General features: G+C 62.9%; 15 protein-coding genes and 1 tRNA gene. 1 reads left to right on the forward strand and 15 read right to left on the reverse strand.

Annotated features, from left to right (window positions below):
* Positions 1 to 145: 145 nt before the first annotated feature.
* From fusA to LL06_RS21910, 4 genes are all read right to left on the reverse strand, one after another.
* Positions 146 to 2,236 (reverse strand): elongation factor G, encoded by a 2,091-nt coding sequence (fusA, locus tag LL06_RS21895; RefSeq protein ID WP_035531927.1) that lies wholly within the window; start codon positions 2,234 to 2,236, stop codon positions 146 to 148.
* Between the two features lie 30 nt (positions 2,237 to 2,266).
* Positions 2,267 to 2,737: a 30S ribosomal protein S7 gene (gene rpsG / locus LL06_RS21900; RefSeq protein ID WP_035531931.1), complete on the reverse strand. Its 471-nt coding sequence runs from the start codon at positions 2,735 to 2,737 to the stop codon at positions 2,267 to 2,269.
* Between the two features lie 68 nt (positions 2,738 to 2,805).
* Positions 2,806 to 3,177 (reverse strand): 30S ribosomal protein S12, encoded by a 372-nt coding sequence (rpsL, locus tag LL06_RS21905; RefSeq protein WP_007197105.1) that lies wholly within the window; start codon positions 3,175 to 3,177, stop codon positions 2,806 to 2,808.
* A 466-nt stretch (positions 3,178 to 3,643) separates the two neighbouring features.
* A complete protein-coding gene (locus LL06_RS21910) occupies positions 3,644 to 3,898 on the reverse strand; it encodes a GlsB/YeaQ/YmgE family stress response membrane protein (protein ID WP_035531933.1) in 255 nt (84 codons plus the stop codon).
* A 222-nt stretch (positions 3,899 to 4,120) separates the two neighbouring features.
* Here LL06_RS21910 and LL06_RS21915 point away from each other — a divergent pair, with 222 nt between their 5' ends.
* Entirely contained in the window at positions 4,121 to 4,417 is a 297-nt protein-coding gene (locus LL06_RS21915) for a hypothetical protein (protein ID WP_035531935.1), read from the forward strand.
* A 92-nt stretch (positions 4,418 to 4,509) separates the two neighbouring features.
* On the opposite strand, the gene LL06_RS21920 is transcribed toward LL06_RS21915, so the two are convergent.
* The 11 genes from LL06_RS21920 to LL06_RS21970 form a co-directional block, all read right to left on the reverse strand.
* Positions 4,510 to 5,562: a cytochrome-c peroxidase gene (locus LL06_RS21920; protein WP_035531937.1), complete on the reverse strand. Its 1,053-nt coding sequence runs from the start codon at positions 5,560 to 5,562 to the stop codon at positions 4,510 to 4,512.
* Between the two features lie 176 nt (positions 5,563 to 5,738).
* A complete protein-coding gene (gene rpoC / locus LL06_RS21925; protein WP_035531940.1) occupies positions 5,739 to 9,947 on the reverse strand; it encodes a DNA-directed RNA polymerase subunit beta' in 4,209 nt (1,402 codons plus the stop codon).
* A 178-nt stretch (positions 9,948 to 10,125) separates the two neighbouring features.
* Positions 10,126 to 14,298 (reverse strand): DNA-directed RNA polymerase subunit beta, encoded by a 4,173-nt coding sequence (gene rpoB, locus LL06_RS21930; protein ID WP_035531943.1) that lies wholly within the window; start codon positions 14,296 to 14,298, stop codon positions 10,126 to 10,128.
* Positions 14,299 to 14,554: 256 nt separating this feature from the next.
* Positions 14,555 to 14,932 carry a 50S ribosomal protein L7/L12 gene (gene rplL / locus LL06_RS21935; protein ID WP_035531946.1) on the reverse strand — a complete coding sequence of 126 codons (378 nt, stop codon included), beginning with the start codon at positions 14,930 to 14,932 and terminating at the stop codon, positions 14,555 to 14,557.
* Between the two features lie 62 nt (positions 14,933 to 14,994).
* Positions 14,995 to 15,513, reverse strand: coding sequence for a 50S ribosomal protein L10 (rplJ, locus tag LL06_RS21940; protein WP_035531949.1), 519 nt, complete (start codon positions 15,511 to 15,513; stop codon positions 14,995 to 14,997).
* A gap of 348 nt (positions 15,514 to 15,861) precedes the next feature.
* Positions 15,862 to 16,560 (reverse strand): 50S ribosomal protein L1, encoded by a 699-nt coding sequence (rplA, locus tag LL06_RS21945; protein ID WP_035531952.1) that lies wholly within the window; start codon positions 16,558 to 16,560, stop codon positions 15,862 to 15,864.
* Positions 16,561 to 16,564: 4 nt separating this feature from the next.
* Positions 16,565 to 16,993 carry a 50S ribosomal protein L11 gene (gene rplK, locus LL06_RS21950; RefSeq protein ID WP_035531954.1) on the reverse strand — a complete coding sequence of 143 codons (429 nt, stop codon included), beginning with the start codon at positions 16,991 to 16,993 and terminating at the stop codon, positions 16,565 to 16,567.
* Positions 16,994 to 17,194: 201 nt separating this feature from the next.
* Positions 17,195 to 17,725 carry a transcription termination/antitermination protein NusG gene (nusG, locus tag LL06_RS21955; protein ID WP_035531956.1) on the reverse strand — a complete coding sequence of 177 codons (531 nt, stop codon included), beginning with the start codon at positions 17,723 to 17,725 and terminating at the stop codon, positions 17,195 to 17,197.
* A 13-nt stretch (positions 17,726 to 17,738) separates the two neighbouring features.
* On the reverse strand, positions 17,739 to 17,939 hold the full coding sequence (secE, locus tag LL06_RS21960; RefSeq protein WP_035531958.1) for a preprotein translocase subunit SecE: 201 nt from the start codon (positions 17,937 to 17,939) through the stop codon (positions 17,739 to 17,741).
* A 207-nt stretch (positions 17,940 to 18,146) separates the two neighbouring features.
* Positions 18,147 to 18,222 (reverse strand) — tRNA-Trp (locus LL06_RS21965).
* A 177-nt stretch (positions 18,223 to 18,399) separates the two neighbouring features.
* Positions 18,400 to 19,050, reverse strand: coding sequence for a CatB-related O-acetyltransferase (locus tag LL06_RS21970; protein ID WP_035531960.1), 651 nt, complete (start codon positions 19,048 to 19,050; stop codon positions 18,400 to 18,402).
* Between the last annotated feature and the right edge of the window lie 823 nt (positions 19,051 to 19,873).

Below are 19,873 nucleotides of genomic sequence, written 5' to 3' on the forward strand. Positions count from 1 at the left end.
GATGTTCACATGCGGCTTATTGCGCTCGAACTTACCCTTTGCCATCTTCGGCTCTCCATTCTCATTCAGCCCGTTGCGGGCAATTTACTGTTTCGGTGTCCGGGCCGGATCGGCGTCAGCGACGCGGACCCGGCTATCCGGCAAATTAAGCGTATTTCGCCTGGATCTCCTGGGAGACGTTCGACGGCACCGGTGCGTAATGATCAAACGTCATCGTGTACTGCGCGCGTCCCTGGGACATGGAGCGCAGCGTATCGACGTATTTGAACATGTTGGCCAGCGGCACATGCGCGTCGATGACCACGGCGATCCCGCGCATTTCCTGGCCCTGGATCTGGCCACGACGCGAGTTCAGGTCGCCGATCACGTCGCCGACGTAATCTTCCGGCGTCACCACCTCAACCGACATGATCGGCTCAAGCAGCTGCGGACCCATGAACTTCGAATTCTCGCGGAAGCAGGCGCGACCGGCGATTTCGAAGGCGAGCACGCTCGAGTCCACGTCGTGGTAGGCGCCGTCGATCAGCGTCGCCTTGACGCCGAGCATCGGGAAGCCCGCGAGCGGACCGGAATTCATCACGCTGTCGATGCCCTTCTGGACGCCGGGGATGTATTCCTTCGGCACCGAACCGCCGACGATCTTGGATTCGAACACGAAATCCTCGGTCTCGGTGTTGGGCTCGAAGCGGATCTTGACGCGGGCGAACTGACCCGAACCACCCGACTGCTTCTTGTGGGTGTAGTCGGCTTCGTAGGCCTTGGTGATCGATTCGCGGTAGGCAACCTGCGGCGCGCCGACATTGGCCTCGACCTTGAACTCGCGACGCATGCGGTCGACGAGAATGTCGAGGTGGAGTTCACCCATGCCGGCGATGATCGTCTGGCCGGATTCCTCGTCGGTCTTGACGCGGAACGAAGGATCCTCGGCAGCCAGGCGGTTGAGCGCGAGGCCCATCTTTTCCTGGTCGCCCTTGGTCTTCGGCTCGATGGCGATCTGGATCACCGGCTCGGGGAATTCCATGCGCTCGAGGATGACCGGCTTGAGCGGATCGCACAGCGTGTCGCCCGTGGTGGTTTCCTTGAGGCCTGCGAGAGCCACGATGTCGCCGGCAAAGGCTTCCTCGATGTCTTCGCGGGAGTTCGAGTGCATCTGCAGCATGCGGCCGACGCGCTCGCGCTTTTCCTTGACGGTGTTCTGGACCGACGAGCCCTTTTCGAGCTTGCCCGAATAGATGCGGGCGAAGGTCAGCGAACCGACGAACGGGTCGTTCATCACCTTGAAGGCCAGCATGGCGAGCGGGGCTTCGTCGGTGGCGGCGCGGGTGGTCGGCTGCTCGGTCTTGACGTCGATGCCTTCGATGGCGGGAACGTCGGCCGGGCTCGGCAGATATTCGATCACGGCGTCGAGAAGCGGCTGAACGCCCTTGTTCTTGAAGGCCGAGCCGCAGAACATCGGGAAGAACTGGACGGCGATGGTGCCCTTGCGGACGAGCGCACGCAGTTCGTCATTGTCCGGCATCTGGCCTTCGAGATAGCGCTCCATGGCGGCTTCTTCGGCTTCCACGGCGGTCTCGATGAGCAGTTCGCGGTATTCCGCGGCCTTTTCCTTCATGTCGTCCGGGATCTCGATGACGTCCCACTGGGCGCCAAGCGATTCATCGCGCCAGACGATGGCGTTCATTTCGATCAGGTCGACGACGCCCTTGAATTCGGTCTCGGCGCCGATCGGAAGCTGCATGACCACGGGGGTGGCGCCGAGGCGCGACTTGATCATGGAGACCGAGCGGTAGAAGTCCGCGCCGGTCTTGTCCATCTTGTTGCAGAAGATCATCCGCGGGACGTTGTACTTGTCGGCCTGGCGCCAGACGGTCTCCGTCTGCGGTTCGACACCGGCGTTGGCGTCGAGCAGCGCGATGGCGCCGTCGAGCACGCGCAGCGAACGCTCGACTTCAATGGTGAAGTCGACGTGGCCGGGGGTGTCGATGATGTTGAAGCGGCACATCTTGCCGGAGCGGCCCTTCCAGAAGGTGGTGGTCGCAGCGGACGTGATGGTGATGCCGCGTTCCTGCTCCTGCTCCATCCAGTCCATGGTGGCGGCGCCATCATGCACTTCACCGATCTTGTGCGACTTACCGGTGTAGTAAAGCACGCGCTCGGTGGTCGTGGTCTTGCCGGCGTCGATATGCGCCATGATACCGAAATTACGGTAGTCTTCGATTGCGTATTCGCGGGCCATCTTGAATGCCTTTCGAGAACGGTTCGTTGATTACCAGCGGTAATGCGAGAATGCGCGGTTTGCGTCGGCCATCTTGTGGGTGTCTTCCCGCTTCTTGACCGCGCTGCCACGATTGTTGGCCGCATCCATGAGTTCACCCGACAGGCGCTCGATCATGGTGGTTTCGTTGCGCTTGCGCGCAGCGGCGATCAGCCAGCGAATGGCCAAGGCCTGACGGCGCTCGGGGCGGACATCGACCGGCACCTGGTAGGTGGCGCCACCGACGCGGCGCGACCGGACTTCCAGATGCGGCGCGACATTGTCGAGCGCCTGGTGGAACATGGCCACCGGCTCCGACTTGGAGCGCGTCTGAACCTGGTCAAGCGCGCCGTAGACGATCTGCTCGGCAACTGATTTCTTGCCGTGCATCATAATGGCGTTCATGAACTTGGTGATGACCAGATCGCCGAACTTCGGGTCCGGGTTGATCTCACGCTTTTCTGCACTGTGACGTCGTGACATGCTTTTCGTCTTTCAACTGATGGGTCGAAATGGCCGGGCGCATCGCGGGATGCATCCGGCCAACACAATTACTTCGGACGCTTGGCGCCGTATTTCGAGCGGCGCTGCTTGCGGTTCTTGACGCCCTGCGTGTCGAGCACGCCGCGGATGACGTGATAGCGCACGCCGGGAAGGTCCTTGACGCGGCCGCCGCGGATCATCACCACGGAGTGTTCCTGCAGGTTATGGCCCTCACCAGGGATGTAACCGATCACTTCATAGCCGTTGGTCAAACGGATCTTGGCAACCTTACGAAGAGCCGAGTTCGGCTTCTTCGGGGTCGTCGTATACACGCGGGTGCATACGCCGCGCTTCTGCGGATTCTGCTCCAGCGCGGGAACCTTGTTGCGCTTTACCGGCGCCTGGCGCGGCTTGCGGATCAGCTGGTTTACAGTTGGCATGTAACCATCCCTTTAGAATTCATGTTTCGCCCTCTCGGGCACCATGCGTGTGAACCATATGCGCAAAACAAGGGCCGGATCCGGTTTTGCCGGAGGGCCCATGAAAGCAGAGGACGCAACCAAATGCGTCATGCGTGCAGCATTGTCAGTTCACAGTGCAGTCAGACACCTTGTTTGAGACAAGTTCCAGGACGTGTCGTCCCGAAGAAAAGCGCCTCACATCGGTCTCGGTGGCCGGTAACTACTGATTTCCCCCCATGCCGTCAAGGCCATGCGTGAAATAATCGTCCCGGGCGGCACCGGGAGGACGGGTCCGGGTGGTTCGCGACAGATTGTTGCGCCTGAGCGGTCCTGCTGGGTGTTTAGTTGCCCCTGCCCCGGCGGGTCAACCGCCGGGACAAGGCAAGAACCGGAGGACGGGCCTGCGCCGCCGCGACAGGGCGACTCAGACGCTGGCAAAAAGGAATCAGGCCCTTCGCACCAGTCCGATGAGAAACAGCAGGATCACCGCGCCGATGGTGGCGTGGATGATCGAGCCGACGATGCCGCCGCCGATCGCCACACCCACCATCGGCAGGACCAGGCCGGCGACGAAGGCGCCGACGATGCCGACGATGATGTTGCCGATCAGGCCGAAGCCGTAGCCCTTCATGATCACGCCGGCGAGCCAGCCGGCGATGGCGCCGACAAGGAGAAAAATCAAAATACCTTCAAGACCCATGTGCAATACTCCCTCTGTAATTGCCCGATATGGCGCTTCAGACAAACACGGAACGGCGGCATCGGCAAGCGCAGAGCCGGGCGGGGGCGGCGGATTGCCGGGGACAACGGCCCCGGTCCGCCGAACAAGCCCCGCGGCGCGGCCGGACGGCGGCGAAAGGCCGTTGCCTTCGCCCCGGCACCATGGGAGGTAGGTCCCTCCCCGACGCAGAAAGGATGGCAGATGAATTCCGACAACGACAATTATCACGACAGCGGCGACGCTCCGGCCATCTTCATCATCATCGGCCAGACCAACCGGCGCAAGGGCGGCGAGATGAGCCCGGTCCATGTCATGCTGGCCGCGCCCGACGAGGACACGGCGGTCCGGCTGTGCCTCGACGCGCTGTCGGCGAAGGGGTTCGCGGAAGCCGACCTCGACCAGATCGGCCTGATAGACGGCGCGCCCAGCGAGGAGCCGCACGCTTCGGCCTACCAGGGCGCGCTCGAAGGCGAAGTGGCCGTCATCGCCTTCGACTGAGCCGTCCCGTCACGCCGTGCCGGACAGGCCAAGGGCCGCCCGATCGCCGGGCGGCCCTTTCTTCTTCATGCGTGTACCGCTGCCGCGGGTGGTCAGTTCTTGACTTCGCCGCTCGGGCGCGGCGTGTCGGCGGTTTCGGCCGGCAGGATCGGATAGGTGACTTCCGGAACCTTGCCGGTCAGCGAACCGAGGAAGGCCACGATCAGGCCGACTTCCTCGTCGTTGATGTCTTCGCCGAGCTGCGACACGCCCATGATGCCGACCGCCTGCTTGAGGTCCCAGACCTTGCCGGAGTGGAAATAGGGCGCGGTCACCGCGACGTTGCGCAGCGGTGCTGCGCGGAAGACATAGGAATCGTCGGCCGTCTGGGTGACGGCGAAGCGTCCCTTGTCGTTCTCGGGCAGCACTTCCGCGCCGGGCTTCTCTATCAGGCCGAAGGGATAGTAGCCTTCCCCGCCCAGATTGACACCGGCGTGGCAGGTGGAGCATCCCTTGTCCATGAACAGGGCCAGCCCCTTCTGCTGGTCGGCGGAAAGCGCATTGTCATCGCCATTGAGGAAGGCGTCGAAGGGCGCGGGCGTGATCAGCGTCGCCTCGAAAGCCTCGATCGCCTTGGCGAAGTTGTCGAAGGTGGCCGGATCTTCCTCGCCCGGGAAGGACGCATTGAACCAGGTCACGTAGTCGGGCATCGATTTCAGCGTGGCGACCACCTGGGCCGGCGTGTTGGCCATCTCGACGCCGGCCTGCACCGGCCCCTTCGCCTGCGCGGCGAGGTCGTCGGCGCGGCCGTCCCAGAACTGGGCGATGTTGAAGACGGCGTTGAAGACCGTCGGCGCGTTTCTCGGGCCCTTCTGCCAGCCGTGGCCGATCGACGTTTCGAGATTGTCGTCCCCGCCGGTGCCGAGATTGTGGCAGGAGTTGCAGGAGAAGACACCCGACGCGGAAATGCGCGGATCAAAGAACAGCGCCTTGCCCAGCTCGATCTTTTCGGGAGTGATCGGGTTGTTGAGGACTGACGGCGTGGTCGACGGCAATGGCTTGAACAGCTCCAGGGCGCTTTCGCGCAATTCGCCGGGCGTCGGGTCGGCGGCGAAGGCCGTGCTGGCCAAAAGCGCCAGAGCGATCGATGTGAGAATCTTTTTCATAATAACCTCCGTTCGGATTGAACGGGGGCCAGTTTAGAATGCTTCCAATTGGCGACTTTGCTCCAGATCAACAAATCTGTCGTTTGTCGCGCTCCTGGATACAAAAAACGCCCGGCGGAACCGGGCGTTTTTCGTTCGAACCTGGTGCGGGAGAGACCCGCGAACCGCGCCCTGCCCTACTCGGCAGGCGTCGGCTCTTCCTTGTTCATGTTGGTCAGCATCGGGGCCGCAGTCTGCGCACCCGAGGTCTTGCGGCGTTCGTCCAGGATCAGATCGTCGCGCGAGGTGGCGATGCGACGGATCAGGGTCATGGTGCCGCCGGTGCCCGCGGGCACCAGACGACCGACGATGACGTTCTCCTTGAGGCCCTGCAGCGTGTCGACCTTGCCGGCGACAGCCGCCTCGGTGAGCACCTTGGTGGTCTCCTGGAACGAGGCCGCCGAGATGAAGGACGGCGTCTGCAGCGAGGCTTTGGTGATGCCGAGCAGAACCGGCACGCCGTAGGCAGGCTTCTTGCCTTCCTCGACCAGGCGGTCGTTGGCGTTGTCGAGTTCGATCTGGTCGACATTGTCGCCGACGATGTAGACCGAATCGCCGGAGTCGGTGATCTCCACCTTCTGCAGCATCTGCCGGACAATCACCTCGATGTGCTTGTCGTTGATCAACACGCCCTGCAGGCGGTAGACTTCCTGGATCTCGTTGACGAGGTAGGAGGCAAGCGCCTCCACGCCCTTGATCGCCAGGATGTCGTGCGGCGCAGGATTGCCGTCGAGGATGTAGTCGCCCTTTTCGATGAAATCGCCATCCTGAAGGTGGAAAGGCTTCCCCTTCGGAATGAGATACTCGACAGGCTCGACGCCATCTTCCGCCGGCTCGATCAGGATGCGGCGCTTGTTCTTGTAGTCGCGGCCGAAGCGGATCGTGCCATCGATCTCGGCGATGATGGCGTGATCCTTCGGACGACGGGCCTCGAACAGTTCGGCCACCCGCGGCAGACCGCCGGTGATGTCCTTGGTCTTGGCGCTTTCGAGCGGCACGCGGGCGAGCACGTCGCCCTGGCTGACCTTGGCGCCGGGTTCGACCGACAGAATGGCGTCGACCGAGAGCTGGAACCGGGCTTCGCCGCCACGGGCCAGCTTGGCGATCTCGCCATCCTTGCCCTTGATGATGATCGCCGGCTTGAGGTCGGCGCCGCGCGGCGTCGACCGCCAGTCGATGACCTGACGCTTGGTGATGCCGGTTGCCTCGTCGGTGGCTTCGAGAACCGAGATGCCGTCGACGACATCCTCGAATTCCACGGTGCCCTCGATTTCCGTCAGCATCGGGCGTGTGTACGGATCCCACTCGGCCAGACGCTGGCCGCGCTTGACCGCATCGCCGTCGTCGACAAAGATCTTGGAGCCGTAGGCCACCCGCTGCGACGAGCGCTCGGCGCCCTTCTCGTCCAGGATCTGGACAGCCATGCTGCGGCCCATGGCAATCAGATTGCCATCGGAATTGCGCAGCATGTTGCGGTTCTTGATGCGGACCGTGCCCTCGTAGGAGGCTTCCAGGAACGACTGGTCGACCACGGTGGCGGTGCCGCCAAGGTGGAAGGTACGCATCGTGAGCTGCGTGCCGGGCTCACCGATCGACTGCGCGGCGATGACGCCGACAGCTTCGCCGATGTTGACCGGCGTGCCGCGCGCCAGGTCGCGGCCGTAGCAGGTGCCGCAGATCCCGGTCTGGATGTCGCAGGTGAGCGGCGACCGGATCCGGATCGACTGGATGCCGGCGGCCTCGATGTCGACCACCTGGGCTTCATCGATCATCGAGCCGGCCTTGACCATCAGCTCGCCCGTCACCGGGTGATTGATGTCGTCCAGCGTGGTGCGGCCGAGGATGCGCTGACCGATCGACGCCACGACCTGTCCGGCGTCGACGATGGCGGTCATCGTCAGGCCTTCCTTGGTGCCGCAATCGACATGGGTGACGATGCAGTCCTGGGCGACGTCAACCAGACGACGCGTCAGGTAACCGGAGTTGGCCGTCTTGAGCGCGGTGTCGGCAAGGCCCTTGCGTGCGCCGTGAGTCGAGTTGAAGTACTCGTTCACGGTCAGGCCTTCCTTGAAGTTCGAGATGATCGGCGTCTCGATGATTTCACCCGACGGCTTGGCCATCAGGCCGCGCATGCCGCCCAACTGACGCATCTGGCTCGGCGAGCCGCGGGCGCCGGAATGGCTCATCATGTAGATCGAGTTCATCTGCTTCTGGCGGCCATTCTCATGGTATTCGACCGCCTTGATGCGCGCCATCATCTCGTCGGCGACCTTCTCGGTCGCCTTGCCCCAGGCGTCGACAACCTTGTTGTACTTTTCGCCCTGGGTGATGAGGCCCTCATTGTACTGCTGCTCGTATTCCTTCACCAGGCTGTCGGTATCGCCGACGATCTTGGCCTTGCTGTCCGGAATGACCATGTCGTCCTTGCCGAACGAGATGCCGGCGCGGCAGGCATGGCTGAAGCCCAACTGCATGATGCGGTCGCAGAAAATGACCGTGTCCTTCTGGCCGCAGTGGCGGTAGACGGTGTCGATCATCCGGGAAATGTTCTTCTTGGTCATTTCCTGGTTGCAGGTGTCGAACGGCACATTGACGTTGCGCGGCAGAAGCTCGCCGATGATCATGCGGCCCGGCGTGGTTTCGAAGATCTTCGAAACCGGGTTGCCTTCGGCATCGACGGTCTTGAACCGGCCCCGGATCTTGGTGTGCAGGGTGACGACCTTGCTTTCCAGCGCATGATGGAGTTCGCCCATGTCGGAGAACACCATGCCCTGGCCCGGCTCGTTCTCGGCCTGGATCGACAGATAGTACAGACCCAGCACCATGTCCTGCGACGGCACGATGATCGGCGCGCCGTTGGCGGGGTGCAGGATGTTGTTGGTCGACATCATCAGCACGCGGGCTTCAAGCTGGGCTTCGAGCGACAGCGGCACGTGAACGGCCATCTGGTCGCCGTCGAAGTCGGCGTTGAAGGCGGTGCAGACGAGTGGGTGCAACTGGATCGCCTTGCCTTCGACCAGGATCGGTTCGAAGGCCTGGATGCCCAGACGGTGCAGCGTCGGCGCGCGGTTGAGGAGAACCGGGTGCTCGCGGATGACCTCGTCGAGGATATCCCAGACTTCCGGCTTTTCCTTCTCGACCAGCTTCTTGGCCTGCTTGACGGTGGACGAATAGCCCTTGGCGTCAAGACGGGCGTAGATGAACGGCTTGAACAGCTCGAGCGCCATCTTCTTGGGCAGGCCGCACTGGTGCAGCTTGAGTTCCGGACCGGTAACGATGACCGACCGGCCGGAATAGTCGACGCGCTTGCCGAGCAGGTTCTGCCGGAAACGGCCCTGCTTGCCCTTGAGCATGTCGGAGAGCGACTTCAGCGGACGCTTGTTGGCGCCGGTGATGGTGCGGCCGCGGCGGCCGTTGTCGAACAGCGCGTCAACGGCTTCCTGCAGCATCCGCTTTTCGTTGCGGATGATGATGCCGGGGGCGCGCAGCTCGATCAGGCGCTTCAGACGGTTGTTGCGGTTGATGACGCGGCGATAGAGATCGTTCAGATCCGAGGTCGCGAAGCGGCCGCCGTCGAGCGGCACCAGCGGACGCAGGTCCGGCGGGATCACCGGGACGATCTTCATGATCATCCACTCCGGACGGTTGCCCGAATCCATGAAGCTCTCGACGATCTTGAGGCGCTTCATCAGCTTCTTGGACTTGAGTTCCGACGTCGTGGTGGCGAGCTCGGTGCGCAGTTCGCCGCCGATCCGCTCGAGGTCCATCGAGGCCAGCAGTTCGTAGATCGCTTCCGCGCCGATCATGGCGGTGAACGAATCCTCGCCGAACTCGTCGACGGCGATCATGTAGTCCTCCTCAGAGAGCAGCGAATGCTCCTTGAGCGACGTCAGGCCCGGCTCGGTGACGATGTAGTTCTCGAAATACAGGACGCGCTCGATATCCTTGAGCGTCATGTCGAGCAGCGTGCCGATGCGCGAGGGCAGCGACTTGAGGAACCAGATATGGGCGACGGGGGCTGCGAGCTCGATGTGGCCCATGCGCTCGCGGCGGACGCGCGACAGCGTGACTTCGACGCCGCACTTCTCGCAGATGACGCCCTTGTACTTCATGCGCTTGTACTTGCCGCACAGGCACTCATAGTCCTTGATCGGACCGAAAATGCGGGCGCAGAACAGACCGTCGCGCTCCGGCTTGAAGGTGCGGTAGTTGATCGTCTCCGGCTTTTTGATTTCGCCGAAGGACCAGGAAAGAATCTTCTCGGGGCTGGCGATCGAGATCCGGATGGAATCGAACGTCTGCGCCGGAACGGCGTTGTTGAAAAGATTCATGACCTCATGGTTCATGCCTGTCTCCTTTTAGGGCTGTTCGCCCTTGGCTTGCGACGGCGCCGGCGGACACCCGGCAACAGGCCATCGCCTGAAATTCATCTTGACCGCGACTGGCGCGGGTATCATCTCCGGCCCGCGTCAGCGGGACGGATGATGGCGCGAGGGATTTGTGGTCCCTCGCGCCTTCCAGGCTTTATTCAGCCGCGTCAGGCAGGTCTTCGGGCTCGACGATGCCGTCGATCTTGTTGGACTCCAACTCGACGTTGAGACCGAGCGAGCGCATTTCCTTGACGAGCACGTTGAAGCTCTCCGGAATGCCGGCCTCGAAGGTGTCGTCGCCGCGCACGATGGCCTCGTAGACCTTGGTGCGGCCCGCCACGTCGTCCGACTTGACGGTGAGCATTTCCTGCAGGGTGTAGGCGGCGCCGTAGGCTTCGAGCGCCCAGACCTCCATTTCCCCGAAACGCTGACCGCCGAACTGCGCCTTGCCGCCCAGCGGCTGCTGGGTCACGAGCGAGTAAGGTCCGATCGAACGGGCGTGGATCTTGTCGTCCACCAGGTGGTTCAACTTGAGCATGTAGATGTAGCCCACGGTGACCGGACGGTCGAAGGTCTCGCCGGTACGCCCGTCATAGAGCGTCGACTGACCCGAGACATTGAGCCCTGCCTGTTCGAGCATGATGTTGATGTCGGCCTCGACAGCCCCGTCGAACACCGGCGTGGCGATCGACACGCCGCGGCGGGTTTGCTCGGCCAGACGGATGATAGACGAATCGTCGTAGTCCTTGATCGGCTCGCCCTTCGGACCGGTGCCGATGACGCTGTCGATGGTGTCGCGCAGCGGCTGAATCTCTCCCCCCGCATTGTAGGCATCCAGCATCGCGCCGATCTTCTTGCCCATTCCCGAGCAGGCCCATCCGAGATGGGTTTCGAGGATCTGTCCGACGTTCATGCGCGAAGGCACGCCCAGCGGGTTGAGCACGATGTCGACATGGGTTCCGTCTTCCAGGAACGGCATGTCCTCGCAGGGCAGGATGCGGGAAACCACACCCTTGTTGCCGTGACGGCCGGCCATCTTGTCGCCCGGCTGGATCTTGCGCTTCACGGCGACGAAGACCTTGACCATCTTCATCACGCCAGGCGGCAGTTCGTCGCCGCGCTGGACCTTCTCGACCTTGTCCATGAAGCGGCTCTCGAGCAGCTTCTTGGAATCGTCGTACTGGCCGCGCAGGGCTTCGATCTCGCCCTGCAGCTTCTCGTCCTCGACGGCGAAGGTCCACCACTGCGACCGCGGATAGTCGCCGATGGTGTCGGCATTGACTTCCGTGCCCTTCTTGAAGCCCTTCGGTCCGGCGATCGCCACCTTGCCCGCCAGCATGTTCGACAGGCGGCCGTAGACGTTGCGGTCGAGAATCGCCTGCTCGTCGTCGCGGTCCTTGGCGAGCCGCTCGATTTCCTCGCGCTCGATGGCCATGGCGCGCTCGTCCTTTTCAACGCCGTGGCGGTTGAAGACGCGGACTTCGACGATGGTGCCGTAGGTCCCGGGCGGCATGCGCATGGAGGTGTCGCGCACATCCGAGGCCTTCTCGCCGAAGATGGCGCGCAGGAGCTTCTCTTCCGGCGTCATCGGGCTTTCGCCCTTCGGCGTGATCTTGCCCACCAGAATGTCGCCCGGAGCCACTTCGGCGCCGATATAGACAATGCCGGCCTCGTCGAGGTTCCTCAGCGCTTCTTCCGAAACGTTGGGGATGTCGCGGGTGATTTCTTCCGGTCCGAGCTTGGTGTCGCGCGCCATCACCTCGAACTCGTCGATGTGGATGGAGGTGAACACGTCGTCGGAGACGATGCGTTCGGACAGGAGGATCGAGTCCTCGTAGTTGTAGCCGTTCCAGGGCATGAACGCGACGAGCACGTTGCGGCCGAGCGCCAGGTCGCCGAGATCCGTCGACGGACCGTCGGCGATGATGTCGCCCTTGTTGAGAACGTCGCCGACAGTGACCAGCGGACGCTGGTTGATGCAGGTGTTCTGGTTGGAGCGCTGGAACTTCTGCAGCCGGTAGATGTCGACGCCCGAGCGCGAGGCTTCCAGATCCTCGGTGGCGCGGATGACGATACGGGTCGCGTCGACCTGGTCGACGACGCCGCCGCGGCGCGCCGCGATGGCAGCACCCGAGTCACGGGCCACCACCGGCTCCATGCCGGTGCCCACGAACGGGGCCTCGGCGCGGACCAGCGGAACCGCCTGACGCTGCATGTTCGATCCCATCAACGCGCGGTTGGCGTCGTCGTTCTCGAGGAACGGGATCAGGGCCGCGGCCACCGACACCAGCTGGCGCGGCGACACGTCCATCAGGTCGATGTTCTCGCGCGGCGTCATCATCACGTCGCCGGAATGGCGGCAGACGACGAACTCGTTGACCAGGTGGCCGTCTTCGCTGAGCTCGGCATTGGCCTGGGCGACGAAGTACTTGGCCTCTTCCATCGCCGACAGATAGATCACTTCCTTGGTGACCCTGCCGTCCTTGATCTTGCGGTACGGGCTTTCGATGAAGCCGTACTTGTTGACGCGCGCGAAGGTGGCGAGCGAGTTGATCAGGCCGATGTTCGGGCCTTCCGGCGTCTCGATCGGGCAGATGCGGCCGTAGTGGGTCGGGTGCACGTCGCGGACTTCGAAGCCGGCGCGTTCACGGGTCAGACCGCCGGGTCCAAGCGCCGACAGGCGGCGCTTGTGGGTGATCTCGGACAGCGGGTTGACCTGGTCCATGAACTGCGACAGCTGCGAGGAGCCGAAGAATTCGCGGACGGCGGCGGCTGCCGGCTTGGCGTTGATCAGGTCCTGCGGCATCACGGTGTCGATCTCGATCGACGACATGCGCTCCTTGATGGCGCGCTCCATGCGCAGCAGGCCGAGGCGGTACTGGTTTTCCATCAGCTCGCCAACCGAACGCACCCGGCGGTTGCCGAGGTTGTCGATGTCGTCGATCTCGCCCTTGCCGTCGCGCAGGGCGACCAGGGTACGGACCACGGCGATGATGTCGTCCTTGCGCAGCACGCGCACGGTGTCCTCGGCGTCGAGGTCAAGGCGCATGTTCATCTTGACCCGGCCCACGGCCGACAGGTCGTAGCGCTCGCTGTCGAAGAACAGCGAGTTGAACATGGCTTCGGCCGAATCGATGGTGGGCGGCTCGCCCGGGCGCATGACCCGGTAGATGTCGAACAGCGCTTCCTGACGCGAGGTGTTCTTGTCGGCGGCCAGCGTGTTGCGGATATAGGCGCCGACATTGATGTGGTCGATGTCGAGGATCTTGATGTCGTCGTAGCCGGCCTCGATCAGGTCGATCAGGTTGCCCTTGCGCTCGCCGGTCTTGGCGTCGACGGAGAACTCGAGCTCGTCGCCGGCCTCGAGATAGACTTCGCCGGTCTCGGGATTGACGATGTCCTCGGCCAGGTAGGAGCCGACGAGGTCCTCGTCGGTGGCCTTGATCGACTTGACGCCCTTCTCGGTCAGCTGCTTGAGCAGGCGCGGGGTAAGCTTCTTGCCGGCCTCGACGACCACTTCGCCGGTGTCGGCGTCGATCATGTCGGCCATGGCCTTCTGGCCCTTGAGCGTCTCGGGCTGGAACGGAATCCGCCAGCCTTCGCCGTCACGCGCATAGATCGAGTGGGTGTAGAAGGTGGACAGGATCTCTTCGGCATCCATGCCCAGCGCCATCAGCAGCGACGAGGCCGGGATCTTGCGGCGGCGGTCGATGCGGGCGTGGACGATGTCCTTGGCGTCGAACTCGATGTCGAGCCAGGAACCGCGATAGGGGATGACGCGGGCGGCGAACAGCAGCTTGCCCGACGAATGGCTCTTGCCCTTGTCGTGGTCGAAGAACACGCCGGGCGACCGGTGCATCTGCGAGACGATGACGCGCTCGGTGCCGTTGACGATGAAGGTGCCGTTGTCGGTCATGAGCGGCATGTCGCCCATGTAGACGTTCTGCTCCTTGATGTCCTTGATCGACTTGGCGCCCGTGTCCTCGTCGATATCGAACACGATCAGGCGCAGCGTCACCTTGAGCGGCGCCGAATAGGTCAGGTCGCGCTGACGGCATTCCTCAACGTCGAACTTGGGGTGTTCGAACTCGTAGGACACGAATTCCAGCATCGCGCTGCCGGAGAAGTCGGAAATCGGGAAGACCGATTTGAAAACTGCCTGCAGTCCTTCGTCCGAACGGCCGCCGACGGGCTCGTCCACCATCAGGAACTGGTCATAGGACGCCTTCTGAACCTCGATGAGGTTCGGCATCTCCGCCACTTCCGGGATTTTTCCGAAAAACTTGCGTACGCGCCTACGACCGTTGAAGGAAAGGGTCTGAGCCATCGTCGCTCCTTGTAATTTGCATCCGGGCCTGCAACAGACGGACGCCGCTGGCCAAGCGACTCCGTCATAGAAATGACTTCGTTCAATCTCGTCTCATGTCCAGGACGGCGCGGCCGGAGTGCCTTGCGGTCTGGTTTGAAACCATCCTTTTGAAGAACCCATTACCCAAAAGCCGTTTTGCGGGCTTTTGGGTAATCGGTCCATCGACAGATACATCCGGGGGAAGGCAGGCCCTCCCCCGGATGCGATGTTCGTCTTACTTGACGTCGACCTTGGCGCCGGCGTCTTCAAGCTTCTTCTTGATGTCTGCAGCTTCGCCCTTGGAAACGCCTTCCTTGACGGCCTTCGGAGCGGCTTCCACCAGGTCCTTGGCTTCCTTGAGGCCGAGACCGGTGATGGCGCGGACTTCCTTGATGACGTTGATCTTGTTGGCGCCGATGTCGGCCAGGATCACATCGAATTCTGTCTTTTCTTCGACAGCTTCAGCAGGTGCTGCAGCGCCGCCGGCGGCAGCGACAGCCACCGGAGCAGCGGCGGAGACGCCCCACTTTTCTTCAAGCATCTTGGACAGCTCGGAGGCTTCCAGGACGGTGAGGTTGGAAAGGTCTTCCACGATTTTGGCGAGATCAGCCATTTTCTTGCTTCCTTGTATTCGGTTCGAACCGGTGTTGATCTAATTCACAGCGAAGTTCCGCCTTATGCGGCTTCGTCCTTCAGGGCGTATGCGCCAATGACGCGCGCAACCGCGCCAGCGGGTGCGTTGACGATCTGGGCGATGCGCGTTGCCGGCGTCTGAATCATGCCGACAAGTTTCGCGCGCATCTCGTCGAGCGACGGCATCGTGGCGAGAGCCTTGATTCCATCGGCGTCGAGAATGGTCGCCCCCATCGCGCCACCAAGGATGACCAGCTTGTCGCTGACCTTGGTGAACTCGACGGCGATCTTTGGAGCGGTCACCGGATCATCGCAATAAGCGATGAGCGTCTGACCCGTGAAGAGGTCCGAGACCCCTTCCGACTCCGTGCCCTGAAGAGCGATCTTGGCAAGGCGGTTCTTCGCGACCTTGACGGTGCCTCCGGCTGTGCGCATGCGCGACCTGAGGTCGTTCATCTGCGCAACCGTAAGACCGGCGTAGTGGGCCACGACAACCGAACCGGCGTTGGTGAAAACACCGTTCAGTTCCGCGACGAATTCGCGTTTTTCCGCTCTATCCACTGCGTTTCTCCAGTTGGCCTGTGATGCAAGCATCACGGGCCGGGTTTGCCTTTGCCGCCAGGGATTCCAAAGAACCCGCAAGCGACGCTTGAGGATCCTGTCCCCTCGCGCCGATACCGGATGAGGGCAGCGACACAAGGCAAGCGAGGTTCGAACCGTTGGAGCTTGCGCTCCTGAAAACGGAACTTACCCGTCTCATGCAGGTCATAGAATTAAGGTAGGCTTCTGAGGGCCGACCACCTGCAGTCTCGGACAGGGAGCCCGGGACTTTCGCCCCGGACCTTTCCGGCCCAGGGGCCGGAAACTATCGAGAACCGGATCCAAGACCCGGTTCTCAGAATTCAAAAATCAGGCGACGCTGAGCGACGACGGATCGATCTTGACGCCGGGGCCCATGGTCGAGGAAATCGCCACGCGCTTGACGTAGTTGCCCTTGGCGCCCGTCGGCTTGGCCTTGATGACCGCATCGGCGAAAGCCCGGATGTTTTCCTGGATCTGCTCGGAGCCGAACGAGGCCTTGCCGATGCCGGCATGGACGATGCCTGCCTTCTCGACGCGGAACTCGACGGCGCCGCCCTTGGAGGCCTTCACGGCGCCGGCGACATCGGTGGTCACGGTGCCGACCTTCGGGTTCGGCATCATGCCGCGCGGGCCGAGCACCTTGCCGAGACGGCCGACCAGCGGCATCATGTCCGGCGTGGCGATGCAGCGATCGAAATCGATCGTGCCGCCCTGGACGATGTCTACGAGCTCCTCGGCTCCGACCACGTCGGCGCCGGCTGCGCGGGCTTCGTCGGCCTTGTCGCCACGGGCGAAGACGGCGACGCGGACGGTGCGGCCGGTGCCGTTGGGCAGGTTGACGACGCCGCGGACCATCTGGTCGGCGTGGCGCGGATCGACGCCGAGATTCATCGACACTTCGATGGTCTCGTCGAACTTGGCGATGGCGCGCTCCTTGATCATGGCGACGGCGTCGCCGAGCATGTAGAGCTTGTTGCGGTCAACGCCTTCGTTGATCTTCTGTATGCGCTTTGCAATCTTTGCCATGGTCTTATCCCGTCACTTCCAGGCCCATGGAGCGGGCGGAGCCCTCGACCATGGCCATCGCGCCTTCGATGTCGGCGGCGTTGAGATCCTTCATCTTTGCTTCGGCGATCGCACGGACCTGGTCACGGGTGACCGAACCTGCGACTTCCTTGCCCGGCGTCTTGGAGCCGGACTTGAGCTTGGCTTCCTTCTTGAGGAAGTAGCTCACCGGCGGCTGCTTGCGCGCGAAGGTGAAGGACTTGTCCTGGTAGTAGGTGATGACGACCGGGATCGGCATGCCCTTTTCCATTTCCTGCGTGGCGGCATTGAACGCCTTGCAGAATTCCATGATGTTGATGCCGCGCTGACCAAGTGCCGGACCGATCGGGGGCGACGGCGTCGCCGACCCTGCCGGAACCTGCAGCTTGAGCTGGCCTGCAACTTTCTTAGCCATTTTCTCTCTGCCTCTCTTTACAACAGCGCCTCAGCGCCGTTTCATGCCGGACAAGCCGGCGGCTGCGGTTGCGTGGTTCGGTCCGACAGGCCGGCTTCAGCCCGCTCGCCTCCCACGCGCTTTCCATCGCCGGCCACGCCGGCAATGCAAAAAACCGGTCCGCGCCTTCGTCACGAAAGCACGGGCCGGGCAAAACCTGGGTCAGACCTTTTCGACCTGACCGTATTCGAGCTCGACCGGTGTGGCCCGGCCGAAGATCGAGACCTCGACCTTGAGGCGCGACCGCTCTTCGTCGACTTCCTGCACCGTGCCGTTGAACGAGGCGAAGGGTCCGTCGGACACCCGCACCTGCTCGCCGATCTCGAAGGCGATCGAGGGCTTGGGCCGCTCGACGCCTTCCTGGACCTGCATCAGGATGCGCTCGGCCTCGGAATCGGGAATCGGCACCGGCTTGGAATCGCTGCCCAGGAACCCCGTCACCTTCGGCGTGTTCTTGATCAGGTGAAACGCCTCGTCGGTGAGGTCGGCGCGCACCATCACGTAACCCGGGAAGAACTTGCGCTCGGCATCGACCTTGCGGCCGCGGCGCACTTCGACGACCTTCTCGGTCGGGACCAGGATCTTCTCGAAGAGATGGCTCAGGCCCTTCTGGCGCGCCTGCTCCTCGATCGAATCAGCGACCTTCTTCTCGAAATTCGAATAGGCGTGGACGATGTACCAGCGTGCAGTCATGTTTTTCCCCGCCTCAAGCGCCGACATTCAGGATGAGCGAAATCGCCCAGCCCAGTGCCTGGTCGGCCGCAAAAAAGAAAATGGAGGCGAGCAGCACCATCACGAGAACCATGACCGTCGAGATCGAGGTTTCGCGGCGCGACGGCCACTTCACTTTCGCAGTTTCAGCCCGAACCTGCTGGAGGAACGTAAACGGATTTGTTTTTGATGCCATTGTCTGTCCACGCTTATACGGCGCGTAAGGCCGGTATCCCAGCCCCACACACCGCGTGTCTGTTAACGTCTACATAAAGCCCGATTCCCGAAATCACAAGAGGGAATAGGCTTTTTTATCGATTTGCCGGTCAACTGGCCCGAAGCTTGCTCCCGGCACGCCTGCCCGCATCAGCCGGATTCTCGCCAAAGCCGGGACGTGTCCGGCTGGCAGGGGCAGCAGGACTCGAACCTGCGACCTACGGTTTTGGAGACCGTCGCTCTACCAACTGAGCTATACCCCTAGGCTGGTGGCGGACCTGATAGCGTCAAATGCGCGGGAAAACAACAAGGAAGTGACGCCAAATCCGACCGCGGCGGCATTTTCTCTCCAAGGCTCCGTATTGACGCCCCGACAGGCCCACGCGCGGCGCCGCGATGCCCGCCGGCTCCGGGTTATTCCCGCCGCGCCGCGCCCCGGCTCAGGCGGCGCGCTGCAGGGCGTTGATGTCGGCGCTGGTGATCGCCTTCACATGGCGCTCGATCTTGCGCACTTCCCAGTTCCACCAGGCAATGCCCAGGAGGCGCAGCACGATCTCGGGCGGGAACCGCATGCGCACCACCCGTCCGGGATTGCCGGCGACCACCGCATAGTCGGGAACGTCGCTGGTCACCACCGCCCTCGCCGCGACGATGACGCCGTTGCCGATGCGCACGCCCGGCATCACCACCGATTCGAAGCCGAGCCAGACATCATTGGCGATGTGGGTGTCGCGCTGATCGCCGATCTCGGCGGCATAGCTGCCGATCAGCTCCTGCCTGAACACCGCGAAGGGAAAGGTGGAAAAGCCGCCCATGGCGTGATTGGCCGAACTCGTGATGATCCGGGTGCCGCTGGCGATCTGGCAGAATCGGCCGATCCGGAGCCGTTCCGGAGCGCCGGGATAGAGATAGGGCGCGATTTCGGCGGCGTAGTCGTCGCAGGCGCCGAGGCCGGAGTAATAGCTGAAATCGCCCACGGTGATGTTGGGATGGTCGATCACCCGGTTGAGATGCACCGTGCCCTCATGGGGCGTGCCGTCGGGCAGGACGATGGGATGGCGCAGGCCGGAATCAAGAAAGGGACGCGTCATGGATCTGCTCTTTCGATCTGGATTGGAAAGTGTTCCGATGTTCAGACCAGGAAATTGTTCACCGTCGCCTCCATGCACTTCATCTTGCGTCATTCGCCGCGGGCCTCACCGCGCCTGCCCGGGCCTTCAGCAGGGCGGCCCGAAGGGCCCGCCCGGTCACCCGGAAGACTTGCGCAGGGCACACTCCCTGTTCAACCCCGTGCCCGGCGCATTCTCGAACGTGCACCTGAGCGTCGGCGGATCGCCGCACTCGGCTTGCAGCGCCTTGAAACCCACGCATTTGCCCGTCGCGTCGCTCCTGTAGCCGGGGCCGCCCTTGCAGCCGCAGCCCTGACAGCGCGGGCGTTCGGGACACCCGGCGGCATGGGCCGCTGCGAGCGGGACGGGAAAACCCGCGAGCGCGACAGCAACGGCGAGTCTCAAAGTCACCTGCAACCCGTACACCCTCGATCCCCCAAATTTCAACCCCAGATTTCCGACTCCACCAAACATATTCGTCCCGTTCGCGCCAGATTTTTCGTGCCCGTCCCGGTCCGGGATCGGCGCTGTGGGCAGGCGATAGGGCGCCCTGCCCCAGCCCGGCGCCGATGCCGGCGGCGCAAACGAAAAAACGCGCCATGCGGCGCGTTTTCTGGTGCTTGTGGGCAAGCCGGACGGCCTTTGACGGTCGCGGCGACGATGCCGGCGGCGCCAAAAACAAAACGCGCCGAAGCGCGTTTTGCAGTGTCCATCCATGCCGTCGGCGGCTTTCGCCGTCGACGTGCGATCACCGGTTACTCGATGATCGTGGCGACGATGCCGGCGCCGACGGTGCGGCCGCCTT

It is taken from the genome of Hoeflea sp. BAL378 (assembly GCF_000759435.1).
Lineage (GTDB): Bacteria > Pseudomonadota > Alphaproteobacteria > Rhizobiales > Rhizobiaceae > Hoeflea.